The sequence below is a fragment of the Streptantibioticus ferralitis genome (genome assembly GCF_029223525.1).
GTDB lineage: Bacteria > Actinomycetota > Actinomycetes > Streptomycetales > Streptomycetaceae > Streptantibioticus_A > Streptantibioticus_A ferralitis.
Genome location: NZ_JARHTQ010000002.1, coordinates 408611 through 434087 on the forward strand (window position 1 = coordinate 408611; position 25477 = coordinate 434087).

20 protein-coding genes are annotated in these 25477 nt (G+C 70.4%); 8 read left to right on the forward strand and 12 right to left on the reverse strand.

What is annotated here, in order from left to right:
* The first annotated feature begins 6 nt into the window (after positions 1-6).
* Positions 7-162 carry an N-acetyltransferase gene (locus P2L57_RS04755; RefSeq protein WP_308292431.1) on the forward strand — a complete coding sequence of 52 codons (156 nt, stop codon included), beginning with the start codon at positions 7-9 and terminating at the stop codon, positions 160-162.
* A gap of 16 nt (positions 163-178) precedes the next feature.
* On the opposite strand, the gene P2L57_RS04760 is transcribed toward P2L57_RS04755, so the two are convergent.
* Entirely contained in the window at positions 179-3061 is a 2883-nt protein-coding gene (locus P2L57_RS04760) for an AfsR/SARP family transcriptional regulator (RefSeq protein WP_275808648.1), read from the reverse strand.
* Positions 3062-3435: 374 nt separating this feature from the next.
* Here P2L57_RS04760 and P2L57_RS04765 point away from each other — a divergent pair, with 374 nt between their 5' ends.
* From P2L57_RS04765 to P2L57_RS04780, 4 genes are all read left to right on the forward strand, one after another.
* Complete coding sequence (locus tag P2L57_RS04765) at positions 3436-5007, forward strand: peptidoglycan-binding protein (protein WP_275808651.1); 1572 nt, start codon at positions 3436-3438, stop codon at positions 5005-5007.
* A gap of 385 nt (positions 5008-5392) precedes the next feature.
* Entirely contained in the window at positions 5393-6094 is a 702-nt protein-coding gene (locus tag P2L57_RS04770) for a GNAT family N-acetyltransferase (protein WP_275808654.1), read from the forward strand.
* A 69-nt stretch (positions 6095-6163) separates the two neighbouring features.
* Entirely contained in the window at positions 6164-6604 is a 441-nt protein-coding gene (locus P2L57_RS04775; RefSeq protein ID WP_275808657.1) for a DNA-binding protein, read from the forward strand.
* Positions 6605-6732: 128 nt separating this feature from the next.
* Positions 6733-7338, forward strand: a complete 606-nt coding sequence (locus P2L57_RS04780) for a YceI family protein (protein ID WP_275809197.1) — start codon at positions 6733-6735, stop codon at positions 7336-7338.
* A 58-nt stretch (positions 7339-7396) separates the two neighbouring features.
* Here P2L57_RS04780 and P2L57_RS04785 read toward each other — a convergent pair whose 3' ends face one another.
* Positions 7397-8380: a D-cysteine desulfhydrase family protein gene (locus P2L57_RS04785; RefSeq protein ID WP_275808660.1), complete on the reverse strand. Its 984-nt coding sequence runs from the start codon at positions 8378-8380 to the stop codon at positions 7397-7399.
* A 169-nt stretch (positions 8381-8549) separates the two neighbouring features.
* Between P2L57_RS04785 and P2L57_RS04790 the strand changes: the two genes are divergently transcribed.
* On the forward strand, positions 8550-9674 hold the full coding sequence (locus P2L57_RS04790; protein ID WP_275808664.1) for a low temperature requirement protein A: 1125 nt from the start codon (positions 8550-8552) through the stop codon (positions 9672-9674).
* Between the two features lie 97 nt (positions 9675-9771).
* On the opposite strand, the gene P2L57_RS04795 is transcribed toward P2L57_RS04790, so the two are convergent.
* The 6 genes from P2L57_RS04795 to P2L57_RS04820 all read right to left on the reverse strand — a co-directional run bounded on the left by P2L57_RS04795 (position 9772) and on the right by P2L57_RS04820 (position 16939).
* Positions 9772-13041: an ATP-binding protein gene (locus P2L57_RS04795; RefSeq protein ID WP_275808668.1), complete on the reverse strand. Its 3270-nt coding sequence runs from the start codon at positions 13039-13041 to the stop codon at positions 9772-9774.
* 537 nt (positions 13042-13578) lie between these two features.
* Positions 13579-13812: a hypothetical protein gene (locus tag P2L57_RS04800; RefSeq protein WP_275808671.1), complete on the reverse strand. Its 234-nt coding sequence runs from the start codon at positions 13810-13812 to the stop codon at positions 13579-13581.
* A complete protein-coding gene (locus tag P2L57_RS04805) occupies positions 13809-13967 on the reverse strand; it encodes an alkaline phosphatase family protein (RefSeq protein ID WP_275808674.1) in 159 nt (52 codons plus the stop codon). The genes P2L57_RS04800 and P2L57_RS04805 overlap by 4 nt, the downstream gene beginning before the upstream one ends.
* A 394-nt stretch (positions 13968-14361) precedes the next feature.
* Complete coding sequence (locus P2L57_RS04810; protein WP_275808678.1) at positions 14362-14829, reverse strand: hypothetical protein; 468 nt, start codon at positions 14827-14829, stop codon at positions 14362-14364.
* Between the two features lie 363 nt (positions 14830-15192).
* Positions 15193-15645: a transglycosylase SLT domain-containing protein gene (locus tag P2L57_RS04815; protein ID WP_275808722.1), complete on the reverse strand. Its 453-nt coding sequence runs from the start codon at positions 15643-15645 to the stop codon at positions 15193-15195.
* A 415-nt stretch (positions 15646-16060) separates the two neighbouring features.
* Positions 16061-16939, reverse strand: a complete 879-nt coding sequence (locus tag P2L57_RS04820) for a LysR family transcriptional regulator (protein ID WP_275808725.1) — start codon at positions 16937-16939, stop codon at positions 16061-16063.
* 106 nt (positions 16940-17045) lie between these two features.
* On the opposite strand from P2L57_RS04820, the gene P2L57_RS04825 reads away from it, so the two are divergent.
* The gene (locus P2L57_RS04825; protein ID WP_275808728.1) at positions 17046-17765 is read left to right on the forward strand and encodes an SDR family oxidoreductase; all 720 of its coding nucleotides are present in this window, start codon (positions 17046-17048) and stop codon (positions 17763-17765) included.
* A 48-nt stretch (positions 17766-17813) separates the two neighbouring features.
* Here P2L57_RS04825 and P2L57_RS04830 read toward each other — a convergent pair whose 3' ends face one another.
* From P2L57_RS04830 to P2L57_RS04845, 4 genes are all read right to left on the reverse strand, one after another.
* A complete protein-coding gene (locus P2L57_RS04830; protein ID WP_275808731.1) occupies positions 17814-19574 on the reverse strand; it encodes a cholesterol oxidase substrate-binding domain-containing protein in 1761 nt (586 codons plus the stop codon).
* A gap of 301 nt (positions 19575-19875) precedes the next feature.
* Positions 19876-20601, reverse strand: coding sequence for a LysM peptidoglycan-binding domain-containing protein (locus P2L57_RS04835; protein WP_275808734.1), 726 nt, complete (start codon positions 20599-20601; stop codon positions 19876-19878).
* A 475-nt stretch (positions 20602-21076) separates the two neighbouring features.
* Entirely contained in the window at positions 21077-23173 is a 2097-nt protein-coding gene (locus P2L57_RS04840; RefSeq protein WP_275808737.1) for a SpoIIE family protein phosphatase, read from the reverse strand.
* A 387-nt stretch (positions 23174-23560) separates the two neighbouring features.
* The gene (locus P2L57_RS04845; protein WP_275808739.1) at positions 23561-24196 is read right to left on the reverse strand and encodes a TetR/AcrR family transcriptional regulator; all 636 of its coding nucleotides are present in this window, start codon (positions 24194-24196) and stop codon (positions 23561-23563) included.
* Positions 24197-24826: 630 nt separating this feature from the next.
* Between P2L57_RS04845 and P2L57_RS04850 the strand changes: the two genes are divergently transcribed.
* Positions 24827-25453 carry a hypothetical protein gene (locus P2L57_RS04850; protein WP_275808741.1) on the forward strand — a complete coding sequence of 209 codons (627 nt, stop codon included), beginning with the start codon at positions 24827-24829 and terminating at the stop codon, positions 25451-25453.
* The last annotated feature ends 24 nt before the right edge of the window (positions 25454-25477 follow it).

Below are 25477 nucleotides of genomic sequence, written 5' to 3' on the forward strand. Positions count from 1 at the left end.
GGGCTGGTGATGGACGCGGTAGCGGCCGGGGCGCGGCTCCTCGGGCTCGCCGAGGTCCAGTGGCGGAGCCCGGTGTGGAACGAGGGAGCGGTCCGCTGCTACGACCGCCTTGGCGCACACGCCGAGGAGAAGCTCCGCTGCACGTTGTCAGTGCCGGGCTGACCCGAGTTGGCAGGGCTCAGGTCGGCTCGATCGCCACGATCTGCCCCGTGGCGCCGATCTCCGTGAACCGGTGGGTGAGCGCGGCGGCCGCGCGGTCGTCGTCTCGGTTGTGGTACAGCGCGATGGCCGTGTCGAGGTGGGCGGATCCCTCCTCGACGCGGCCCAGGCGGGACAGGAAGGCGGCGAACTGTGCTTCGGCGAGGCCTCGCAGATGCTCGTCGCCGGTGTAGGAGCTCAGCTCGATGACGCGGCGCCAGGTCGTCTCGGATTCCTCGGTCCGCCCCAGGCGGTCCAAGGCGGCGGCTTCGAAGAGCATCGCCCCCAGGTACTGCTGACTGAGGGGCTTGCCCGCCATCAGGTGCCGGGCCCGCCTGGCTCGTCGCAGCACCTCCTCGGGCGCCGCGGACCGCAGGTCGGCGACACAGGCGCGGAGCAGGACGAACGCCTCCAGGCTCGGGTCGCCCGTCGCACGGGCCTCCTCCAGCGCTGTCGCGAAGCACCGTCCGGCGAGCTCGGGCCGGCCGAGGTCGAGGTGGATTCCGGCCAGCATGCCGACCGTGATCACGCGATGGCGGTCCCCTTCGGGGTGCAGCTTCAGCGCGCGCTCCAGATACGGAAGGGCCTCGTCGGGCCGGTTCAACTGACCGAGCACGATGCCCATCGAGGTGTGCGTCCTGGCCAGCGCGGCCGGGTCCGCCAATCGCCGCGCGGCCCGCAGACCCGCGGTGGCGCAGTCGAGCCAGCCGTTCAGGCCGGTGCAGACGTAGTAGCCCGCGGCGTTGTCGGCCAGCCGCCAGGCGCGGTCGTGGTCCCCCGAATCGGTGCAGACATCGACCAGCGCCCGGATCACCGACGCCTCCGATCTCCACCAGACCATCGCGTCCCGGGTGTCCTTGAACCGTGGCAGGTCCTTCGGCCCCGCGCCCAGCGGCCTGCACGGGGTGCCGTCGTCTCCGAAGACCAGCACGCAGGCCGCGGCCGTCGCGGCGAGGTAGTAGTCGGCCAGCCGGGCTGCCGCCCGTGCCCGGTCCGCCTCGCCCACCTCCTCGTTCAGTACCTGCGAGCAGTAGAGCCGGACCAGGTCATGGGCCTGGTAGCGGCCGGGGCTGGACTCGTTGACCAGGTGCAGGGCGGCCAGCGCCACCAGCGCGCGGCGTCCGGCGGCCAGCGGCCGGTCGAGCAGCGCGGCGGCGGCCGTCGCGTCGATCTCGGTTCCCGGGTGCAGGGCGAGCAGCGGCAGCAGGCGCTCGGCTTCCGCAGGCAACTGGCGCCGGGTCAGGGCCAGTTCGCGCTCCACGCTGAGCTGGCAGGGCACACCGAGGGCGGCGAGCCGGGCCCGCTCGTCCTCCAACTCGCCGACCAGGTCGGCGACCGACCAGGCGGGACGGGCGGCGAGGCGGGCGAGGGCGATGCTCAGCGCCAGCGGCAGATGGTCACACAGCTCGACCAGCCGCCGCGACGCGCCGGGATCCTCCAGCGCACGCCGGTCACCGAGGCGCAGCCGCAGCAGTTCGTGGGCCGCCGTGGTGGTGAAGGTTCCGACCGGTTGGAAGGCGACGCCCTCCCGTGCGATCAGCTCCTCCAGCGCATGCCGACTGCACACCACCGTCACGGCCGGGCCGCGATCGGGCAGGAACGCAGCGACGTCATCGGTCCGCAAGACGTTGTCCAGGACGACCAGCACTCGGCGACCGCGGACGCGGTCCCGGTAGAGGGCCGAGCGCGCGGCCACGCCATCCGGGATCCCGTCCTCGGGCACGCCCATGGCCCGCAGGAACGTGTGCAGAACATCGCTGGGATCGGCTGGACCGCCGGTACTGAAACCCCGTAGATCGCCGAAGAGTTGCCCGTCCGGAAACCGGTCCGCGACGGCGTGGGCCCAGCGCACCACCAGCGAGGTCTTCCCGCTCCCGGCGGGCCCCGCGACGACGGCCAGCCGCGCCATGGGCTCGGCGTCCGGCCCGCACATCTGGTCCAGCCGCGCCCACTCCTCGTTCCGCTCCACGAACCCGGTCAGCGCACGTGGCAGCAGGCGTGCCGCGAGGTAGGCGGCGGCTTGCGGCGGGGTGGTGTCGGCGCTCGGCTCAGCTGCCTGGGCGCACCCCGTCACCGTTGCCGCCAGCGCCGCGAGGGCCGGGTCGGCGCGCAGGATCCGCTCGTACAGGCTCTGCAGCCCGGGGCCCGGCGACACCCCGAGTTCGTCGGCCAGTTGGCGTTGGGCGTCGAGGAAGACACCGATCGCCTCGGCCTGGCGGCCACCGCGGTACAGGGCGAGCATGAGCAACTCACGCAGGCGTTCCCGCAGCGGATGCCGGGCGGCCAGCTCGCTCAGCTCGGCAACCACCTCGGCGTGCCTGCCGAGTTCCAGCCCGGCTTCCAGCCGCTGCTGGCCGGCGTTGAGCAACAGCTCGGTCAGCCGGTCGCGTTGGCTGGCCGCGAACGGGCCCGGCAGACCGGCCAGCGGGGTTCCCTGAGGCAGCGCCAGCGCTTCGGCCAGGATGTGTTCGGCCCGCTCCAGCTGTCCGGTGGCACGGGCTCGCGCCGCAGCACCGAGCGCGCCCTCGATGACACCGGCATCGACGCACTCGGCGGACACCTCGAGTGCGTACCCGCCGCCCACCGACACCAACGGACCGGGCCTGCCTCCGGCCGGGTCCAGACTTCCGCGCAGTCTGGAGACGTAGCTGCGCAGCGTGCGGACGGCGGAAGCAGGCAACTCCTCGCCCCAGATCGCGTGCAGCAGTTCGTCCACGCCCACTGGACGCCCACCGCGCAGCAGCAACATGGCGAGCACCACCCGCTGCTGGGGAGATCCCACCACCAGTGGAGTGTCCGCACGCCAGGCCCGCACCGGGCCCAGCACCGCGAACCGCAGAGCGTCATCCGCTCGATCCGGCATCGACGCCCTCCACCCCACAGCGTTCGAAGAATGAAGGCCGAGTCCCGCCAGGTTCCGGTGAGCCATCCGCGTTCCCCCGCGCAATGGCCGGCCAGCTCAGCGGTTCCGGCCGTCGCGAGCAAGCGAACTCTAACCTCGCGCCAGCCGATCGCCAACCTCACGTCCACCGATCGCCAACCCCGCACCATCCACGGGGTGGGACGGTAGACGTGCCGGTGCCCACGCCAGGCGGTCCTCGCGCCTGCGAAGACCCGCGGCCCACCGGACTACTCTGGCCTGCCCGTTGGCCCAGACCATCGCCGTGCCATAGTCCACCGTGGGCATCGAGTCCCCCCAACCATCGGTTTCACACCATGACGCATGAGGAGACGCCCGTGACACGGGCCAGACATCAGGTGCGCAAGCACCGCCGCCTGTTCATGGCGGCGGCAGCCGTGCTGGCCGGGGCGGCGGTTGCCGTCGTCGTCGAGACCGGAGCCCAGGGGGCCAACCACGCCCAACCGCGCGCCGCTTCCGCATCGTCCGCTCCCACCAGCGGGAAGTGGCTCGGACTGAGCCACGGCCACCTGGTCTACGGGCATGACGCGCAGGGCAACCGCATACCCGACTACTCGTACGCCGGGTACGACGGCGGCGGTGTGGCGCTGCCGCAGGTGCCGGCCCGGGTGAACGTACCCGCTCCCGGGACCGGTGACGAGACCGCGACCATCCAGGCCGCCATCGACAAGGCGTCGGCGCTGCCGCTGGACGTCAACGGGTTCCGCGGCGCCGTCCAACTCGCCAAGGGCAGCTACCACATCGCGGGCCAGCTGCACATCACCGCCAGCGGTGTGGTCCTGCGCGGCGCCGGTACCAGCTCCTCGGGCACGACCCTGGTCGCCGACCAGCCGACCGTGCGCACCCTGCTGACCATCGGCGCCAAGTCCCGCTACACCACCGTCGGCACCGCGCAGCAGGTCACCGACGACTACGTTCCGGTCGGCGGCACCACCCTCACCCTTGGCAGCACCCAGGGGCTGTCGGTGGGGGACGAGGTGGTGGTGGAGCGGCCGACCACTCAGGCGTGGATCGACGCGATCGGGATGACCGGCGCCTGGTCGCCGAACTGGAGCCTGAGGTCCGAGCGGAAGATCACCGCCATCAACGGCGACAGGGTGACCATCGACTTCCCGCTGACCACGGCACTGGAGAAGCAGTACACCCAGGCCACCGTCTACCGCTACAGCTTCCCGCGGATCGACCACGTCGGTGTGGAGAACCTCAGCGAAGACGGCCAGGCCATGTCCGCCGCTCCCGACTACTCCAAGTCCTTCTACAACGCGGCCCCTTGGGAGTTCAACGCGGTCGAGGACTCCTGGGTGAACAACGTCGTCTGGCACCACTTCGGGGGGAGCGGCCAGACCGCTCTCGGCCCGCAGAGCCGCCGGATCTCGGTGCTGCACACCCAGGCACTGGACATGATCACCACGAACAGCTCGGCCCGCTCCGAGGCGTATCTGCTGCAGGGCCAGGAGAACCTGGTGCAGGACTGCGCGGTGACCGCGGCCAAGATCCACGCCTTCTCCACCTACGGCCGCCAGGCCGGTCCCAACGCGTTCGCCAACTGCAAGGCCACACTGGTGAAGGACACCTATGACGCCGGTGGCCATGAACGCTGGGGGAGCGGCACGCTCTACGACAACGTGAGCGTCGACGGCTCACTGCTGCTGGTCAACAACGGCAGCCGGGGCACCGGTCACGGCTGGTCCGACGCCAACAGCACCGCCTACAACTGCACCACCCAGCAGTACATGGTCGAGGAACCGCCCACCGCCCACAACTGGGCCATCGGCTGCACCGGAACCCTGATGAACGGCAGCGACGGACAGGTCCAGTCGTCCGGCCAACACACGATGCCGACCAGCCTGTACGCCCAGCAGCTGCTGGACCGCGGCGCGACGCACTGACGCTCGCCATCATGTGGCCGCAGGGACCACCGTCCCTGCGGCCACTGCGCTTTCCGTCAGGCCGGGGCCACTGCGCCTTTCGTCAGGGCAGGTTGACGACCCGGCTCCAGTCGATCTTCAACCTGTCGTCAATCTGGCGTCAACCTGTCGAAAACCTTTCGTCAATCGCGCGGCGCGACCGTACGCGTGTCGGCGCCGGACCACTCCTCGTCGACCCCAGGAAGCGCCGTCCGCGCGGCCTGTTGGCCCCATGCCCGACCTGCCTGACGCGACCCCGACAGGCCCTCACCAGCGCCCCGCGCCCCCCACGGCGAACTCCATCTCGCCTGCCCGGCCGCCGCTGGGCGCCCTCTCCCATCCCACCGCTGAAGGACCCAGGCCCCCAGTGCCCGCACCCGTATTCCTCTGCGGCCGCATCGTGCGGCTGGAGCCGCTCGCCGAGCACCACATCGAGGCCCTGACCGTGGCCGCGGGCGAGGATCGCGGCAGCTATGCCTTCACACCCGTGCCCAGCGGGGCGGAGGCGACGGAACGATACGTCGCCGATGCGCTGGCGGCCCAGGCGGCCGGACGGGCGCTGCCCTTCGCCACGGTGCGGGTGGCGGACGGCCTGGTGGTGGGCTCGACACGGTTCTGCGAGCTGGACTACTGGCAGGGACCGGTGATCTGGCCGCCGGCCCCGCACGGCCCGCTCGGCGACCCGCTGACCGCGATCCCCGACGCCACCGAGATCGGCGGCACCTGGCTTTCCGCCCGCGCCCAGGGCACCGGGATCAACACCGAGGCCAAGCTGCTGATGCTGCGCCACGCCTTCGAGACCTGGGGGGTGCGGCGCGTCTCCATGCGCGCCGACGCCCGCAACACCCGCTCGCGCGCGGCGATCGAACGGCTCGGCGCGGTCCTCGACGGAGTCCACCGGGCGCACACCCGGGGCCTGGACGGCATGGTCCGGGGGACAGCGTTCTACTCGATCCTGGACGAGGAGTGGCCCCAGGTGCGGGTCCGGCTCGAACAGCGGGTCGCGGCGGACCCGGCGGCGGAAGCGGCCCCCGCGGCGGAAGGCGAGCGCCCGCTCGTCTCGGCGTAACGGTCAGTTGAACACTCTGTTTGCACCGTTTCGTTGACAATGGATTGTGCGCCCGCTCATTCTGGTCGCATGCCATCGAATCCCGATCCCTCGTCCGACCTCTTCGCCGCCCCCGATCCGGACCAGGCGCGAGCGCGCCGGGTGTACGCCTCGCTGGCCCGTATCGCCGAGCGGCACGCGGCCTCCGGCGCGCAGCGCCTCCGGCAGGCGCATCCGACGGTCCTCGGTCCGCACGAAGCCATCCGGCTGGTGTCGTTCCTGCTCGGCGGCGCCGCACTCGCCGAGGCGGGCGAGCCTGACGTGGACCACGCCGACATCACCGCCGCCCTGAGCCTGGTGCCGCTGGCTCGCGGCGAGATGGACGAACTGGAAGCCGGGCTTCTGCGGATGGCGCGGGGGCGCGGTATGACCTGGCAGGAGATCGCCTTCGGCCTGGGTCTCGGCACTCCCCAGGCCGCCAGGCAGCGCTATGAACGACTGGCCGGTCGTACCGCCGTCGAAGCGGAGTAGGGCGCGGGCTCCGGGCGCGGTCGAGGCTTAGGGGGGAAGTTTCCGGCCAGCATGTTGAAGTTTCAACAACGGCTCCCTATGATGGAGAAAGTTCAACATTGAACCAGTATCTCTCCGAGGAGTTCCCCATGGGTCTGTTCAGCCGTAAGCCCGACACCGCCACCGAGGCCGCCCCGGTGCCCGCCGCCCAGGACCTGTCGCACCTCACCGGCATCTACGCCATCGACCCCACGCACAGCGAGATCGGCTTCGCCGTCCGCCATGCCATGGTCACCACCGTGCGCGGACAGTTCTCCGAGTACGAGGGCAAGCTGCACCTGGACGGTGGCGACCCGTCCCGCTCCACCGCCGAGGTCCTGATCAAGGTCGCCAGCATCGACACCAACCAGGAGCAGCGCGACGGCCATCTGCGCACCGGAGACTTCTTCGACGCCGAGACCCACCCCGAGATCGCCTTCCGCAGCACCTCCGCCCAGCAGCTCGACGCGGAGACGTACCGACTCACCGGCGACCTCACCATCAAGGGCACCAGCAAGCCGGTGTCGGTCGACTTCACCCTCAATGGCAGCGCCAAGGACCTGTACGGCAACGAGCGGGTCGGCTTCGAGGGCAGCACCACCATCAACCGCACCGACTGGGGGCTGACCTACAACGCCGCGCTGGAGACCGGTGGTGTCCTGATCGGCGAGAAGGTCAAGCTCACCTTTGACATCTCGGCCATCAAGTCGGCCTGATCCACCGCCCGTTGGTACCCATCGCCATCGGCGATCCGCCGCGGAACGGCACAGGCGCTCAGCTCAGAGCGCCTTCCGCCGCGGCGAGCGTCGCCGTGTGGCCGAACAGGCCCGGTAGGCCGCCCGAGTGCAGGAAGACCGTGCGTTGTCCGGCGGTCACGTCACCGTCCTCGATCGCCGCGATCAGACCGGCCATCGCACGTCCGGTGTAGATCGGATCGAGCACGATGCCCTCAGTGCGGGCGGCCACGGTCAGCGCGGCCATGACCGGATCGGTCAACACGCTGTATCCGCCGCCCACTTGGTCGAGGCGCAACCTCAACTCCGGCGCGCAGTGCGTGCCGGACAGCCCGCGGACCAGATCGGACACCGTCCGGGCCGGCTCGGCGACGGCACCGCAGTGGACCCCCAGCACCCGCTCGGGACCGAGCTGGTCGACGAGGCCCGCCATGGTGCCGCCGGAACCGACCGCGACGACGACGGTCGTCAGGTCCGGTGCCTGGGTGAGCAGTTCACGCCCGCACTCGACGTAGCCGCGCGCACCGATCACACTCGAACCGCCGAGGGGGATCAAGGCCGGAACGGCGCCCTGCCGCCGCAGCCGCTCGGCCACCTGCCCGGCGGCGGCGTCAAGCGGCTCCCCGTGCACATCACCGGCCCACACCACCGTGGCGCCGAAGAGTCCGTCGAGTGCGATGTTGCCCGACGACGAGGAGCCGGGCTCGCCGGCGAGCACGAGCACCACGTCGAGTCCCAGCCGTGCGCCAGCGGCGGCCGTCAGACGCGCGTGGTTGCTCTGCGGTGCGCCGGTGGTCACCAGTACCGTGGCGCCGTCGGCCAGCGCCGCGGCGCAGATCCACTCAAGCTTGCGCACCTTGTTCCCACCGCCGCCGAGACCGGTGAGGTCGTCGCGCTTGACCCACAGGTCGTCCGGGCCGAGCCCGAGAGTGCGGGCCAGCCGGGGCATCGGCTCCAGCGGGGTGGGCCAGGTACCGAACGTCACCCGCTGCGGGGTTCGGCTGTCCGAAATCTTCGTCACCATCTCTCGTCCGCGACACGGGTGCGCGCGTCGGCAGATCATCCTGCCACGGCATCGATCACTCAACCTGACGAAGCCGCCCACGTCCAGGCGCCGGCCGACCATGCGCTCCGTCGCACCGTCCGCCACCCGACGTCGATGCCGGTAGCGGCTGGTCTGGAACAATCCCCGCGTGACCCGATCGAACAACCGGCCCGCGGCGGCGCAGAGTGTACGGCCGCTGGAACTCTTCTTCGACCTGGTCTTCGTCTTCGCGATCACCCAGATCGCCACGGTCCTCGCCGCCCTGCCGACGGGGGTGGGCCTGGCCAGGGTCCTCGTCCTGCTGGCCATCACCTGGTGGATGTACGGGGGTTACGCCTGGCTCACCAACGCCCTGGACCTGGAGCGCACCGGCGCCCGGCTGTTGCTGCTGGTCGGTACGGCGGCGTTCTTCGTGATGTCGCTGGCCGTGCCGAGGGCGTTCGAGGCCGGTCCGTGGGGTGTGGTGCTCGGGGTGGCCTATCTGGTCGTGGTGCTGGTGCACACGGTCGGCTTCATCGGGACATCAGGTCATCGGGGCATCACCCGGATCGGGCCGCTCAATCTGGCCAGCGCGTTGATCGTGCTGGCCGCGGGCGTGGCTCCGGAGCCGTGGCGGCTGTGGGTGCTGGCGTTGGCCTGCCTGATGCAGGTACTGACCCCGTTCATCGGCCTTACCGGCGGCTTCACGGTCGGCATCGGGCATTTCGTGGAGCGGCACGGCCTCGCGGTGATCATTCTGCTCGGGGAGTCGATCGTGGAGGTCGGATCGGCCGCCACCGGACAGAACGACCTGGTGACGGTCGTGACGGGCGCGCTGCTGGCCCTGGCGCTCAGCGCGGCGATGTGGTGGCTGTACTTCGACCGGGAGGAGCGGGACAGCGAACGGCTGATGCGCCGCGTTCCGGTGCCGCGGCGCCCACGGGTGGCCGTGTACGCGTTCGGCTACGCGTACCTCGTCATGATCCTGGGTATCGCCGTCACGGCGGTCGGCATGCAGAAGGCGATCAACTCCTTCGACACGCCGCTGCACGGGCTGCCGTCGGGGCTGCTGCCGCTGGGCGCGGCACTCTTCCTGGCGGGCCTGGCGGCCTTCCATCGCGCCTTGGCCCGGACCTGGCCGGTGGCGCGACTGGTGGCCGCCGTCGCCGTCGGCGTCGCCGCCCCGGCCGCGCGATGGGTCGGTGGTTGGCTGGCGCTCGCCGCCACCACCGCGGTCCTGGTGTGCCTGGTACTGGCGAGCCGCGAACCGGCCCGGGCCACCGACCTGTCGTGACGCGACGTTCCGGCGGCCGGTTCGGGTAGCGACGGAGCGGGCAGCCGGTGGGACGCCATCTCGCGCAGGCCGTGGCGGGCGGCAGTGCACAGCGCGCTCACCGCGGCGGGACCGTTTCGACGGAGCCGTGGCCGAGGAGTTCGTGGAGCAGCCGGCTGGCGGGCAGGGCGGTGTGCAGATAGACGTGCTCGCGGCGGTGTTCGATGACGGCGAGCATCCTGCGGAGGGTGTCCTGCGCCTCCTTCGCCCGCCCGGCGTGGTGTTGGGCCTGGCCGAGCAGGCCCAGATGGAGCGGGAGGCGCAGGTTCGTTCTGGAGAGCCGGAGTTCGGCCATCGAGGCCTGCAACTGCGCGATGCCGTCGTCCTCATGGCCGGAGTGTGCCAGGGCCCATCCCTCGGGCAGGCGCAGCATCGCCTTCCAGTAGAGCAGTCCGTGCTCGCCCGCCACCCGTGCGCCCTCCGCGCTGGACGACCGGGCCGTGCCGACATCGCCCTCCCAGGCCGCCAGGACCGCGTCCACGTACAGGGCGAAGGCCCGGTCGGAGGGCCGGCTCTCGTACTCGGTCAGGTGCAGCAGCTCCCGGCGTCGCGCCGCGGCCGTATCGCGGTCGCCCAACAGCCAGTGGGTGAAGGCGTCGTAGGAGCGGCAGGAGACGCGGGGATCGTGCTGGAATGTCCGAGCCAGCAGGTGGCCCTGGCGGGCAAAACGATCCGCCATCTCGACGCCGCGCTCCAGTTCCGTCAGCGCCTCGGGGAGCCGGCCTCGGATGTGCAGCACGATGCCGCCGCCGTACGCCGCGCCGAGCAGGGCCACCGGGTGGCGCGTCCGGTCGGCGAGCTCCCGCAGCAGACCGGAGTTCTCCCGGGACTCGTCGTAGCGGCCGGTGACCAGAAGCGCCGCGCACAGCGCCCACAGCACCGACGGGTCCTCGGGTGCGTGCGTGAGGGCGTTCAGGGCGCGGCCCCGGTCGAGCGCCGCCTCGGCCTCGGCGTCGCCGTAGCCGCGTACCATGGCCAGCACCTGCCCGAGCTGGATGTGCAGCCGCTGCTCCAGGCCAGGGGCCGAAGCGGCGTCAGAAGGCAGGTAGCCGACCAGATGCACGGCGCGGCGCAGCCAGGTCTCCACCTGCTCGTACGCCAAGCGGTGCTCGGCGTGCTCGGCGGCACGCAACAGCCGGGGCAGCGCCCGCTCCGCCGGTAGCGCGCCCTTGGCGTGCCAGGTGTGGTGGGCGACCCGCTCGCTCTCCTCGCCGCCCATCCGCCCGTGCCCTCGGGCCCCCAGCGCCTCGGCGACCCTGGCGTGCAGCTGATGGCGCTCCTCGCGGGAGAGTTCGCCGATGAGCGTCTCCTGGACCAGGGCATGGGCGAAGTGCAGCCGTCCGGGGTGGTGCGGGTCCTCGCCGAGCAGATCGGCCCGGATCGCCGACTCCAGTGCCGCGGTGACCGGTTCGTCCCTGGTGGCGGTGCGGTGCAGCAGGTCCGTGTCCACCTCGGTGCCGATCACGGCGCACAGCCGCAGCACCCGCAGGACCGGTTCCGGCAGCGCGCTGAACCGCTGGCGCAGCGCCTCACGCACACCGGTCGGGATCTGGGCGAGGAGCACGTCCGCGGCGCCGGGGTCGTGCAGCCGCCGCACGTCGCCGAGCAGGGAGAGTAACTGCATGACGAAGTACGGGTTGCCCTTGCTGCGCTGGTGCAGCGCTTCGATGACCTCCGCGCCCACGCCCGGTCCGGCCTGTGCCTGGACCAGGGCCGCGACGGCGCCGCGGGACAGCCCGCTGAGCCTCAGCGTCTCCGTCCTGGGGCCCCTGAGCAGCTCGGTCAGCATCCGGCGCATCGTGGCGTCGGACTCGATCTCCAGGTCCCGGGCGGTCAGCACGACGCTGAGCGGATGCCCCTGACGGCGGGTTCCGAGCAGCCTGAGCAGGTCGAGGGAGGCGGTGTCGGCCCAGTGCAGGTCCTCCAGGAGGAGCACCAGCGGGCGTCCCGCGGACAGGGTGAGCAGGACCTCGCAGACCGCGTCATGGGTGAGGAACCGCGCCTGGGCCCAGTCGACTTCGGAGCCCTGGCCGCCCTCGGGTCCGGCCGACCGCTCGGGCATCAGCGGAGCGAGGTGGGTGCCGAACGGCGCTGCCGCGGTGCGGAAGTCGTCAGGGCGGGTGGCCGCCAGCTGCCGCAGGATTTGCGTCCACAACCAGTACGGCGGGACTCCCTCGCCCGGGAAGCAGTGGCTCCAGAGCACTTCAAGGTGCTTGTCCGCTTCCAGGCCCTGGTCCGCGGCTTCCAGACGTGGCGCGAGCTCCATCAGCAGACGTGTCTTCCCGACCCCGGCCGGGCCGAGCACGGCGGCCATGTGCCCCTGTCCGGTGAGCGCGCTGGCCGCCGCGCCGACCAGGCGGTGCAACTCCTGGTCCCGGCCGGTGAAGGGGCCCGGGGCCGCGGCGTCCACGGGGCCGGGCCCGGTCCGCTCGGCATCCGCGGGCCGCAGGGGCCCGGCATCAGTGGCCGGTGTGATCTGCGCGGGCTCGGCGACCGGCTCGTCGGCGGGACCGCCGTCGCCGAGTTCCTGCCGGAGGATGGCGGTGTGCACTCGCTGGAGTTCGACGGCGGTGTCCACGCCGAACTCCTCGACCAGCAGGCTGCGCGTCCGCTCGTACACCGCCAGTGCTTCGGCCTGCCGCCCGAGGCGGGACAGCGCGGTCATCAGGTGGCCGACGAGGCGTTCGCGCGTGGGGTGTCGGCGTACCTCCCGGTCCAGTTCGGCTACCACCTCGTCGGCCGCCCCGAGAGCAAGCCGGGCTTCGGCACAGGACTCCAGCGCGGTGAGCCGGAGTTGCTCCAGGCGCGTGCTCTCATCGGCGAGCGGCGGGTGGGCGCCGAATTCGGTGTACGGGGAGCCGCGCCACAATGCCAGTGCCTCGGTGAGGCGGTCACGTGCGGCGAGTGGGTCTCGTCGGTCCAGGAACTGCCGTCCCTCGGTCACCAGCTGCTCGAATCGGCAGACGTCGACCTGCTCTGGGGCGAGTTGGAGTAAGTAGCCGGGTGCCTGGTAGCGCAGCGCTGAGGGCTCGTCCCGTCCGGACGGAGGGTCCAGCACGCGGCGCAGATGGGAGATGTGGCTCTGCAGGGTGGCGACGGGACGCCGTGGCGGCGCGTCCCGCCACAGCTCCTCGACAAGCAGTTCGGTGGGGACAACTCGGCCCAGCCGTATGAGCAGTAGGGCGAGCAGCGTCCGTCGGCGCGGTGGGCCGAGCGGGAGATCATGCCCGTCCAGCTGTGCCGACATGGGGCCCAGGACGCGCAGCAGCGGCCCGGACGGGTCGGCCTGCCCCGGCCGGGGCGGCGGGATCGGCGTCTGTGTGGACATGTCGGCCCCCATCGTTCCGAGGCATGCGGCGGCGCTGGCGGACGGGCCTCGATGTACCCAGGACCGGCCAGACGTGATCTTGGCATACAGAACGGACTATTCCAAGATCGCCAAACGGCCGGGGGCAACCGATCGGCAAGCAGGACGGCAAAGTTCCGACGCTGACGGCAAGGTACCGGCAAGGTGCCACCAGCATCCGGACCAGGCCGCGCGACGCGTACCGCATGGTCACCCGCACGGTCACACCCAGCACTTCGGCGTCATGGACGACGGGCGGCGAGTTCGCGGCGAACGCATGCCGCTCGCACCGGTCCTCGGCACCGGACGGCCTGACCGGGCGTCGGCAGTGTGGAGCGGGGCGCGCGATGCCGTAGGGAGTGGGATCATCCGCGCCCCATGCGCAACAGCTCCGCGCACCGACCTCCGCGAGGTCTCGCCGAGGCGTGGCGGCAGGCTTGGCCGAACGGTCGACCACCGGCTGCTTCCAGCCGTTTCGCGAGCTGGGGCGGCCGGCGGCGGCATGCCGTCTGCCAGGCCCTACGCCAGCGCGACCCCGCTGGGCTCGGCCGACAGTCCCAGTGAGGTACGGGCAACGATCTTCAGCGTCCTGGCGTCGATCGCGTCCACCGCGCTGGAGGCATTGGCGGACACCCAGATGGTGCTGTTGGTCGCGGTGATCCCGGTCGGTACGTGGTTCACCCGTACCGTGCGGAGCACCGTGTTGTGGGCGGCGTCGATCACCGTCACGGTGTCGTCGTTGGCGCCTGTCACATAGAGATCGGGCGCCCGTTCGGCAGTGTGGCGGCGTGCGGGTCCTCGAATCGGCGTACCTCGTGCATGGTGCCGAAGTAGTGGTCGAACGACCGGTTCTCCTGCATCAGGATGACGACGTGTTCGATGTCGTTCAGGGACCTTGGGCGCCGCATCGGTTCCGCCATGGCGCGCCGCAGGTTCGGTGGGAGAAGAGATGCCGCGGCGGCGACACCACCGACGCCCAGGGGGACTTGAGTATCTGCCGACGCGAGAACTCGGGCATGATCACCTCAGTGCCAGGATCGGGCGCGCGCCCCAGCACACATCAAGTCGCCGTCCGGCACGGGTTATTGGCCCGGACCGAGGTAGAGCCCAGGACACGCAGGGGTGAGAAGCGGACACCCGGACACTACCGGCACCGCCCTTGATGTCCACGGGCGCACGATCGGACCGAAGGCACCGCGGTGCCTTCGGTCCGATAAGGCCGTCAGGTGGTGGACAGCCCCTGCGCAGGGCACACCGACGCACCTGTCGGGAGATGCCCGCGGACATGGCGCCGGTCGGCGGTCAGAACACGAACGGGCCAGGGTCCTGCGCCGAGGTGGCGTTGCAGGTCGCCGTGATCCCGAAGACCGTGACCTGCAGCGATGTGGCCTGCAGACCGTCACCGGAGGGAACGGTCCCGGTGAGCGGTCCGGTGGTCACCGCTGATCCGGCAGGTATGTCCGGGTTGGAGTTGCCGGTCAGCGTCACCGTCGCGGAGTTGCTGTCGGTCATTACGAGGGATGAACTCACCGAGTTGGCTGAAATGTCGATGGGCGCGGTGATCGCCGAGGTGGAGAGGGTGATCGTCGCGGTGCTGCCATCCTGGGTGGCCGTGAGCGTCGCCGATCCCGAGCCGTAGGAGCCGCAGTCGAACGACACCGTGGCCGTGTCGGGCGAAACCGCCCCCGCGTACGGGGCCATCACCAATGTGCCCGCGACAATCACACCAGAGCCAAGCACCGCGCCGATCCCGAGCCTTCTGTGCCGCATGATGGTTTCTCCTTCCGGAGCACAACAGTGGGGGGAACCGGCGGTGCCGACTGCTCTCATACCGGGCGCAGGGCATCGATCAGTGATGAACCGGCATTCGTGCGGGACAGCGGCTCAAAACTCACGCCGAACGCTTGATGCCTGACGGGTAGTCGGTCTACCGGTCCAGGGCCCATTGATGCACGCCTTCCTTGAGACAACAAGCCTCGATGCCAAGGTTTTTTGTCGTGCCCCGGTCATGAACATAAGTCAAGGTGCGTCGGATGAAGGGCTGTTGAATCCACCGCAGACGCCCGACAGGGCGGCGGCACCTGTGGGTGCCACCGCCCTGTACGGCGTGCGGGTGTCGCGAGTCGCGGCCGCTCAGTAAGCCGAGTTGACGTGGTCGATCGAGCCGTACCGGTGCGCCGCGTAGTTGGCGGAGGCGGTGATGTTGGCGACCGGGTCGTAGATGTTCGAGGACGTACCGGCCACGTGGTAGGCCTTGAACGTCGGGTCGATCACCTGCATGAGCCCCTTGGAGGGGGTGCCGATCTTGGCGTTGGAGTCCCAGTTGTTGATGGCGTTGGGGTTGCCGGCGGACTCACGCATCAGGTTGCGGTGGATGCCCTCGTAGCTGCCCGGGATGCCCTTGCTGTGCATGACGGACAGGGACTGCTTGATCCAGCTGTCGACGCTGCCGGGGGTGGCTGCCGAGGCGCTCGGGGCGGCGACGGTCGCGGCCAGTACCGAGAGGCCGGCGGCGGCGATGCCACTGATTGCGAACTTGCGGGCCTTGGACAGACGGCGGGTCGAAGACGTGTTGGAACGCAGCATGCGGGGGTTACCTCATTTCGTCGGGGACTCCGTAAGCATTAACCAGGCATAACGGGTAAAACAAGACATAGCTTTCGGTGCCCCCTACGAAGGCGCTTCGTATGCGTTAATCACTGCGCAGTAAAACCGTTGCGGCATCGGGCCTGCGGGCCGCTGAATCCAACTAACCGGCTTCGTATGTGACCTGCCTCATATCGCCGTCATCACAGCGAAGGCCCGCCAATGTGACCTGGGTCATATTGCCTGCGTCACACGGCGCGGACCGCCGAAAGGAAAAGCCCACAGAAAAGCCGTGGCCGAGGAATGCGGGACCCGGGGAATTACGGAACGTCTCCGCTCACGCCTCCGGTCGCTCACCGCCGCGGGGCACCGAGTCCCCCTCGCGCGGGAGGCGACAGGCGATGGGACCAACGGCTCAGCGCTCGGCTGCCGCGATGGCGGCGAACTTCTGAAGGAGACGGCTACGGCGGGTGCCCTGCCAGGCGAGGCACACCTGGTTGGGGCTGAGGTCGCTGACAGCGATGTGCACGACGTCCGGGCGGGCGTAGAAGGTCGCCGCGGATACCGGCAGGATCACCATCCCGTGCCCAGCGGCGACGTGCTCGAGCTTCTCCTCGACGGAATGGAAGACCGGCAGGCGGCCGGGCGCCCGGACGCCTTCCGCAGTGGCCACGTCGCGCCACTCCGGGACCGCTTCGGGATCCTGTAGCAGGTGCTCGTCGGCCAGGTCGGCGACGGCGACCACGTCCTTGTCCGCCAACCGGTGCTCGGCGGGCAGCACGGCCATGCGCGGCTCGGTCCACAGCGGCACGACCCGCAGTCCCCGCCGGTCGATGGGGAGGCGGACATAGCCGACGTCGACCCTGCCGTCGTGGATCACCTCGACCTGGTTCTCCCAGCTGGTACGCAGTACGTCCACGGTCAGCTCCGGGTGGCGCCGGCCGAGGGCGCGTACGGCGCGGGTGACGATCAGGCCGGGCATGAAGCCCACGGTGAAGGTGTTCCGGTCGTGTGCGGCACGTGCCGCGCGGCGGCGCAGCGCCTGGGCGTTGGCCAGCAGCGGTCGGGCGTCGGCCAGCACCTGCTCGCCTGCCGCGGTCAGCTGCGTGCCGTGTTTACCGCGGATGAGCAGCTGCACCTTCAGCTCGTTTTCGAACGCCCTGATCTGGCGGGAGAGCACCGGCTGCGCGATGTGCAACGCCTCGGCCGCGCGTCCGAAGTGCAGCCGCTCGGCCACCTCGACGAAGTAGCGCAGCTTGCGCAGATCCACATCCACCAGGGCGGCCTCCCACAAGGTGATACCTACAGGGGTATTACCCGGGAGCGGAAGGGTCTTGGACGCGGCGGTGCCGGCCGCAGCACCGTGAGTGGCGTCCAGGCACGAACGAAAGGATCTCGTCATGGATCTGCACGGGCAACGCGTGGCCGTCCTCGGTGGTACCTCCGGCATCGGGCTGGCCACCGCCATCGCGGCCGCCGAGCAGGGGGCCGACGTCACCGTCGTCTCCAGTCGGCGCACCAGCGTGGACCGCGCGCTTGACCGGCTGCCGCCAGGCGCTCGGGGGCGGGTCGCGGATCTGACCGACGCCGCACAGGTGAGCACGCTCTTCGAGGAACTGGGCGAGATCGACCACCTGGTGTACACCGCGGGCGAGCCGCTGGCGCTGACGAGCCTCGACAGCCTCGATCTGGACACCGCCAGGAGCCTCTTCACGCTGCGCTACTTCGGCGCACTGTCGGCGGCACAGGCCGCGGCGCCGCATCTGCGGCCCGGCGGATCGATCACGTTGACCACCGGCATCGCCAAGGACCGCCCCGGACCAGGGTGGAGTACCGCGGCCGGCGTCTGCGGCGCCGTCGAGGCCCTCACCCGAGCGCTGGCCGTCGAGCTGGCGCCGATCCGGGTCAACGCCGTCTCTCCAGGAATCGTGCGATCGCCGCTGTGGTCCCAGATGACCGGAACCGAACGAGAGCGGATGTACGAGGAGCAGGGCGCCGCCCTGCCGGTCGGACGTGTCGGCGAAGTCGAGGAGATCGCGCAGGCATACCTGTACTGCATCACTCAGACGTTCGCCACCGGAACCGTCCTCACCGTCGACGGCGGCGCCCTCCTCGTCTGATCCGCCCTACTGGGACGCGATGTTGTCAGAGAGCGGCACCCGGCGGGTTCACGCCCCCAGCAACTGTTTCAGGAACGGGCTGGAGAAGACCGCCGCCGGGTCGTAGCGGTGCAGTGTGGCCACGGCGTCGCTCCACTGTGCGCCCGCGGGCAGGCCGGTGCGGAAGGCGTCCGGCCAAGTGGTGCCGATCACCGTGGAGTTGGTCCAGGGGCCGCCGGAGGCGGTGTGCGCCCAGCCCTTGGACCACTCGGGGCGGACCATCGACCAGCCGGTGTAGTGGCCGAGGATCCACTGGTCCAACTGGGCGAAGAACGCAGCGGAGTTCGGCGTACCGGGGTAGGTGGCGAAGTCCAGCCAGACGACGGTGTCCCACTCCGGGTGGTCAGGTCTCGCCCGGGCCGGCGAGAGCAGCGCTTCCGCGCCACCGCCCACCGCGGCGGGCGTGTCCACGCCGGTGATGCGCAGTTCGACCGGGCAGTTCACCGGATACTGCCCGGCGTTCTGCGCCGCGGTGACCTGGGCCTGGTACGTGACGTAGAAGTCGTGCACCACCCGCTGCACATCGGCACGGGCGCAGAGCACCGCCCAACCGCCCTCGAAGATCCGCAGCGTGGTCGGCTGGACGTACAGCATGACGTTCTTGGACCAGCCCCAGACATCCCAGATCCCGAGCGCGATCATCGCGGACCCGGCGGTGGCCATCTCACCGTTGGTGAAGGTCGGGGTGAGCCCGCCGTCGCCCTGCAGGATCCGCTTGATCTGGTCGGACACGGCCTGGCTGACCTGGTTGGCGAAGGTGTACGGGTAGGGCGCGTCCAACTGGGTGCAGAACCACGGCTTGTCGGGCGCGACGCTCCACACCTTGAGCCAGGGGATGGTGGTGAACGGGAACCAGATGGCCTCCACCCGCCCGGTTGCGCTGAGGTACTGGTCCAGGTTGGAGCTGCTGCTGCCGGGCGCGCCGAAGAGGTCGCTCACCTGGATGTCGAACCAGTTCTGGCAGCGCATCCGGGAGTTGACCGGGACCTGCAGGGTCACTTCGGTGACGAAGGCCCGACCCAGGTGGACCAGGAAGGCTCCGATGTCCGGATCGTCGCGTTGGAAGGTCCGCAGTAGATAGCGGGCCGATGCCGGGTCCCAGACCACGGCGGTGAGGAAGAGGACCAGATTGCTCAGCGTGCCGAAGGCCGAGCCGGCCGGCGGCTGCTCGCCGGAGACCGGCAGCCCGGTACCGTGCGCGCCGATGGCCAGGGCGCCGCCGACCGTCAGGTCGCCGGGAGCGGGGATCGCGGCGAAGCCGAGACCCGCGCTCTCCAGCGCGGCGTGCACGGCGTCCAAGGTGGCGCCCGCCTGCGCGGTGATGCTGCCGGGGTTGCCGGGGTGCACAGTGATCGCGGTGAGCCGCGGTTTGGTGTCGACGAGCATGGTGTGCGAGACGTCCTGGCCGTCGCTTGCCAGGAACGGCGCCCAGTTGTGGCCCTGCCCCAGTGCGCGCAGTTGGTAGCCGTGGGCCAGTGCCCAGTTCGCGAGGGCGACCACGTCATCGGCTGTGCCGGGCACGGCCGTCCACACCTGGTCCAGCGCGATCTGCTCGGACCAGTTGGAGAAGGCCTGTTGGGTCAGCGTGATACCGGGCGGGAATTCGGGTGGCGGGGAGATCGTCGCGGCGTCGGCGGTCAACCGGAACAGCGGCGTCCAGCCGGTGGCGGTGACCACCGCGGCCCCGGCTGCCGCGCCGAGCAGGGCGCGTCGGCTGGGGCCGGCGGGGGGATCGGGGTTGACCGGCACGGAGTCTCTCACTGGGTCCATGGCAAGCCCCTTGCTGGGTGGGGGAGGGGTGCGGTGCGGACTCCTGGGGGGAGAGTAGGTTGACGGACCGTCAGGTACAATGCGCGTGCTGATGGTCGTTTCCGGCCGTCGGCCCGCGCGCGTCGTCTCGGTCCACGGCCGCGGGGCCTGCGGGGATGAGCCGTCAGAAGCGACCTCGCGGCAGCGGTAGCGGGCTTCCGCGGCGAGGAGCCGACGAACGACGAACCGCCGCGGGTGACGGACGGACCATCAGGTCCGGAGTGTCACCCGCGGCGGTTCGGGAATACGACGGCGGAGTCGATCAGTACGCGCTGTTGACGTTGTCGATCGAGCCGTAGCGGTGGTACGCGTAGTTGCACGCGGCGGTGATGTTCGCGACCGGGTCGTAGATGTTCGTCGAGGTGCCTGCCACGTGGTAGGCGGTGAACGTCGGCTGGATGACCTGGAGCAGACCGATGGAGGGGTGGCCGGCGGCGGCGTTGGAGTCCCACAGGTTGATGGCGTTGGGGTTGCCGGAGGACTCGCGCATGATGTTGCGGTGGATGCCGTCGTAGCTGCCGGGGATGCCCTTCTGCTGCATGATCGCCAGCGCGTGCTTGATCCAGCCGTCCAGGTTGTTCGCGTACGTCTGGGTGCTGGTCGTCGCCGAGGCGGTCTTGGCCACGGCGGCCTTGACCGCGGTGGTCTTGGTGGCGGTGGCCACGGCCGGGACAGCCTTCGCCGTGGTGGAGGCGGCCGACCCGGTGGGAAGGCTCAGCTGCTGTCCGGGCTGAATGATGTAGGGGCTCGCGATGCCGTTGATCGCTGCGATGGCCTGCCAGCCTCCGGGCACGTGCTCGGCCTGAGCGATGTGCGAGAGGTTGTCGCCGGACACGACGGTGTACGTGGCCGGAGCGGAGTCCGCGGTGGCGGCCTGAGCCGCTCCGGGCGTGACCACGCAGCTGACGGCGATCGTACCGGCGATGACGGCGCCACCGGCGAATCCGAGGCGCGTACGGGGCAGGCGGGTGAAGGCAGGAATGTGCATGTGAGCAGACCTCTTCCGGGGGGCTTGTCCGCAGTTGCCGGTCCCCTCGGCAAAAAGCCCGCATTTCGATAGCGGAGCGCTGCGGCTTGGACATTCTTAGCCGCTGGGAAATAGGTCGACAATTACCGATTTACTAAGTTGGCTAGTGGGTCGGCCGAGCGGTGCAGGGCTCTGGCCCCGACGTTTTGGTGCCGTAAGGACCGCATAAGCCACTAGGTGCCTTCGTAAGTGATTTGCGCCCTATGCTGTGCGTCACACCGTGCGGGCATCAGAATGGACGCAATGTGACGTTGCGGGTGCGGGATGTGTGCGCCCCGGGGATTGTGCGGTGTGCCGGTGGATAGTGCCAGGTCGTATTAATACGTAGCCGACTTTTCGCGGAAAAGCCACTATAGGGGCATAAGTGAACCAGTTATGCAATGCAGATAAATCGGACATATGGCGACTTTTGTGTCTGCCGACGTCCGGGCCGCAGCTAGGCCCCCGCCTCTTGTCCGCCATCGGGTATGGGCTGCTCGCACCAGATGGTCTTGCCCTCGCGGGTGTGCCGGGTGCCCCAGCGCTGAGTGAGTTGGGAGACCAGAAGGAGCCCGCGTCCTCCCTCGTCGAAGACTCGCGCACGGCGCATGTGCGGGGCGGTGTTGCTGTTGTCGGAGACCTCGCAGATGAGTGTCCGGTCTCGGATGAGCCGCAGCTCGATGGGCGGCCGGGCATAGCGGATCGCATTGGTGACCAACTCGCTCACGACGAGTTCGGTGACGAAGGCCGCCTCGTACAGCCCCCAACAGGCGAGTCGGCGCGCGGCCCAGGCACGGGCGTCGGCTACGGCGGCGGGGTCCTGCGGTATGTCCCGGACCGCGACCTGGTCCGACGCCAGCGCCTTCGTGCGGGCGATGAGCAGGGTCACGTCGTCGGAGGGGGGCTCGGGGCGCACGTCCTCGAACACCGCCTCGCACAGCGCCCGGGGTGACAGCGAAGGCCGGGCGAGCGCGCGGCGCAGCCGCTCCATGCCCTCGTCGACATCACGTTCCCGGGAGGCGATCAGGCCGTCGGTGTAAAGGGCGAACACACTGCCTTCGGCGACTTCCGCCTCGGTCGACTCGAACGGCAGGTTGCCCAGCCCGAGTGGGGGGCCTGGCGGCAGCTCAAGGAACTCGGCCGTCCCCTCAGGGGCCAGAACGGCGGGTGGCGGGTGTCCGGCGCGGGCGATGGAGCAGCGCCGGGAGACCGGATCGTAGATGGCGTACGTGCATGTGGCGCCCTGCTCGGCGGCCTCGCCCCCCGGGTCGTCCTCGGTGGCCAGGCGCGTGACGAGGTCGTCCAAGTGGGTCAGAAGCTCGTCCGGAGGCAGGTCCACGTCGGCGAGGGTGCGTACCGCGGTCCGCAGGCGGCCCATGGCCGCTGACGCCTTGATGCCACGGCCGACGACATCGCCGACCACCAGGGCCACGCGCGCCCCCGACAGCGGGATGACATCGAACCAGTCACCGCCCGCACCGCTCTGTCCAGCCGCGGGAAGGTAGCGGGAGGCGACGTCGACCGCCGCCTGTGCCGGAAAGCGCTGTGACAGCAGACTGTGCTGGAGCGTGAGGGCCGCGGTGCGCTCGCGGGTGAAGCGGCGGGCGTTGTCCAGGCAGAGCGCGGCGAACGCGACCAGTTCCTGCGCCAGCAGTCGGTCGTCGTCGGTGAAACGGTCCGAGCCGCGCCGGTAGAAGATCGCGACACCGAGGATCGCGCCTCGCGCGGATATCGGCACCGGCATGATCGACTGGAACTTGAACTCCCGGAAGCGCGCGGCTCGCGCGGGGTCCACGGCCAGCCATGACTGCATGACCGGGTCGGGCGTACGGAGAATGGCGGTCTGGCCGGTTGCCATGCAGCGCACCGGGGGCGACTGCGGCGGGTAGAAGTCCACTTCCCCCGGCTTGCGTACGGCCTCCGGTTCGCCTTCCAGCACGGAGCGGTTCGCCATACGGCGCAGTGCCACGGTCCGGGTGAAGGGGCCGGGCTCGTCGCCGCTGAGCACGGTGTCCAGAAGGTCGACGGTGATCCAGTCGCAGATCCGGGGTACGGCGGTGTCGGCGAGTTCCTGGGCTGTGCGCATCAGGTCGAGCGTGGTGCCGACGCGGGTGGTGGCCTCGTTGAGCAGGGCCAGTCGCTCCTGGGCGCGGCGGTGCTCGGTCACGTCGTCGACGGTCGCGCAGACGCCGATGACATCCCCTTGCTGGTCGTGCAGTGGCGCGGCAGTCGAGGCGAAGACCCGGTCTTGACCGGGATCAGCCGCCGTGCGCCCGCGGATCTCGCGGGCGGGGACCGCCTCACCCGTGGCGAGCGCATGCCGCAAACAGCGTTCCCATGTCGTCGCATCGGGGCCGAAGACCAACTCCGACAGGCGCCGTCCTCGGCCGTCCCTCGGCGGGGCGCCGAGGAGGCGGTCCATCGCGGCGTTCTGCCGTATACAGCGCAGATCGGTGTCGTAGACCGCTACCGCGATGGGCGACTGGCTGAACAGCCAGTCCAGTATGGCCTGTTCCTCAACCGCGGACCGGAGCCGGCCGGGCGTCGCCGCCATCAGTAGTCACCGCCCGCACTCCACTGCGGCAACGACCGGCCAGGTGATCACGACGACGCCCGCGGCGAACGCATCCGGCGCATCCGGTACCCGCTTGTGCGCAAGGCGGTCGCAAGCATCCATATCGCCTCGTCTCGCTCCCGCAAGCAGTCGGCTACGCCTGGCTGATCACCAAAACGCTCATGACCAGCATGCTCCCCAATCAGGGCCGGTACAACCGGATCAACCCCGTTCTGTCGGGTTGCGTCCTTTGTGGGGTAGGGCGGCATGGGGCTGCCTGAGCGCTTGGTGTCGCGGTTGCCTCCGGTAAGCGCAACTCGTAGTCCCTGAACGGGATTTCGGTGCCCGGTGGTCACCGCGTCGGCGCACTTCGGCGCCCAGTCGCCGTCATCGGGCTGCCGGGGGCCTGGTCAGGGCGCCGTACAGGAAGAGCTCCACCAGTTCCTGGTCGGTCAGCGGGGCGGGGGCGCCGGGGCGGCCGGCGGACAGCAGCAGTAGCTGGAAGGCGTCGGCCAGGCGGTCCGGGGACAGTCGCAGGGCTTCCTGGTCGGGGTCGAAGAGGGCGGCCAGGGCCGCACGTGGTGCGGCCAGTCCCGCTTCGCGGTCCGGCAGGCTGTCCCCTTCCTTGGGCTGGGGACGTGCCGGACGTTCCAGCCGCCCGGCGGCGGCCAGCGCGCCCGTCACGGCGCCTATACGGGCCATATGGCCGCGCATGACCTCGGCGGCCTCGGTGAGGCGGTCGGCGAGTGGCTGGTCCAGCGAGATCGAGGCCAGGTGCGCGACGGTGTCGTCGGAGCGCAGGGCCTCGGCCATGCAGGCCGCGAGCAGGGCGTCCTTGTCCGAGAAGGCCCGGAAGATCGTGCCTTCTCCGATGCCCGCGGCGCGGGCGATCTTCGCCGTGGTCACGGAAGCGCCGTATTCGATGACGAGGGGAAGGGCCGCGGTGACGATCATCGCGCGGCGCTTGTCGGGGTCCATGGCCGGCGCGCGGCGCCGCGAGGGTGTGGAAGAAGTCTTCGCCATGCTTCACTGTACGGAGTGAGTGCTCACTCCGTCAATAGGTGTGCGGCGGCCGCCGGCGGACCCGGTGGGCGCGGCAGCAGGCTGGCGTTGCCGCTCAGGGGGATCGGCTCCAGGAAGGGAGCACGCCTGGGGTTGTCGGGCAGCTGAGGCGGGCCTGGGCGGCGTGACGGAAGGCGGTGATCAGGCGGCTGCGGTCATCCGCGCGGGTGGCGAGGACAACGTGGCCGGGCCCGACGCCTTCCAGGGGGTGCGGCGAGGTCGGGGCGTACGTGGACTGCCAGGGCGCCGAGGGGGCGATGGCGACGGCGTCCCCTGCGGCGATGATTTCGAGTGTCCGTGCGTACTCCCGGACGGCGACGCCAGGTGTCCATCACCCATGCGGCCACGAGCGCACCCCCGGCCCGGGACGGTGCCCGGGCACGACACCTGTCGTTCACCGGGCCATCCGTGCTGCGCGCGGTCCATGCGTGAGAAGTTGCGCAACTAGGGAACTGCAGTGGCGAGTTGTCGCGTCGCTCCAAACAGGAAGGGCCGGTGGGCGAGACACGAACCACGGCGAAGTGAGAGCGCAGCGACCGGAGGAAGTCGATGGGGGAGCTTTCTGCATCGCGATCGTTGATGGGGACGCCTATGAGCAGCCCCGGCTACCTGTTGCGGGAGGACCGGGGTGATTTCGGCCAGGTGCTGCAGCAGGCCCTGACCTCCGCGGAGATCCAGGAGGCTTTGCACGACACGGCCGACGCGGTCAACATCGAGCAACTGCGTACCGGGGCGTTCACGGCGAGTGAGTACATCGCGGCCAGCGCGGCCGCGGAGTACCAGGACTACGTGCGCGAGCGCGCGGCCGTCCACCCGCAGGGGGCTCGCGGCGAGCGGACCAGCAGTGGAGATCGGGCGCAGCACGGGCGCGGGCAGCTCGGGGCAGCGTTGGCCGTGCTCGTTCCGGTCCTCGGCGGCGTAGCGGCCGCGGTCTTCCTCCTGATCGGCTACGGTCTGCGGCTCGCCGCTGCCTGGCCTCAGTTCTCGGGCACGTTGGTGGCCACGGGCTGGGCGGCAGCAGGGATCTCCGCGGTGGTCGCACTGTCTGACGCGGTCGGCCTGCTGGCCAGCGCGGCGCGCAACCGCCCGGTGCCGACCGGCGATCACAGCGCGGAGGTCGACCGCGCCCGCGCCATCTGGCAGGCGGCGCTGCTGGAGCGCGGCATCATGCCGTATCTACGCCGCCGGCTGCCGCAACGGCAGCCCGCACAACGCTGAATCCGACAACCCGTGACGGGGACG

Excerpts from the sequence above, each read along its gene's own strand:
- P2L57_RS04815 (WP_275808722.1), bottom strand. The coding sequence starts at position 15,645 with ATGCTGCGTTCCAACACGTCTTCGACCCGCCGTCTGTCCAAGGCCCGC.
- P2L57_RS04835 (WP_275808734.1), bottom strand. The coding sequence starts at position 20,601 with ATGCACATTCCTGCCTTCACCCGCCTGCCCCGTACGCGCCTCGGATTC.
- P2L57_RS04785 (WP_275808660.1), bottom strand. The coding sequence starts at position 8,380 with ATGGTGACGAAGATTTCGGACAGCCGAACCCCGCAGCGGGTGACGTTC.
- P2L57_RS04825 (WP_275808728.1), top strand. The coding sequence starts at position 17,046 with ATGGATCTGCACGGGCAACGCGTGGCCGTCCTCGGTGGTACCTCCGGC.
- P2L57_RS04840 (WP_275808737.1), bottom strand. The coding sequence starts at position 23,173 with ATGGCGGCGACGCCCGGCCGGCTCCGGTCCGCGGTTGAGGAACAGGCC.
- P2L57_RS04850 (WP_275808741.1), top strand. The coding sequence starts at position 24,827 with ATGAGCAGCCCCGGCTACCTGTTGCGGGAGGACCGGGGTGATTTCGGC.
- P2L57_RS04795 (WP_275808668.1), bottom strand. The coding sequence starts at position 13,041 with ATGTCCACACAGACGCCGATCCCGCCGCCCCGGCCGGGGCAGGCCGAC.
- P2L57_RS04780 (WP_275809197.1), top strand. The coding sequence starts at position 6,733 with ATGGGTCTGTTCAGCCGTAAGCCCGACACCGCCACCGAGGCCGCCCCG.
- P2L57_RS04775 (WP_275808657.1), top strand. The coding sequence starts at position 6,164 with ATGCCATCGAATCCCGATCCCTCGTCCGACCTCTTCGCCGCCCCCGAT.
- P2L57_RS04805 (WP_275808674.1), bottom strand. The coding sequence starts at position 13,967 with ATGCGGCGCCCAAGGTCCCTGAACGACATCGAACACGTCGTCATCCTG.
- P2L57_RS04845 (WP_275808739.1), bottom strand. The coding sequence starts at position 24,196 with ATGGCGAAGACTTCTTCCACACCCTCGCGGCGCCGCGCGCCGGCCATG.
- P2L57_RS04760 (WP_275808648.1), bottom strand. The coding sequence starts at position 3,061 with ATGCCGGATCGAGCGGATGACGCTCTGCGGTTCGCGGTGCTGGGCCCG.
- P2L57_RS04810 (WP_275808678.1), bottom strand. The coding sequence starts at position 14,829 with ATGCGGCACAGAAGGCTCGGGATCGGCGCGGTGCTTGGCTCTGGTGTG.
- P2L57_RS04830 (WP_275808731.1), bottom strand. The coding sequence starts at position 19,574 with ATGGACCCAGTGAGAGACTCCGTGCCGGTCAACCCCGATCCCCCCGCC.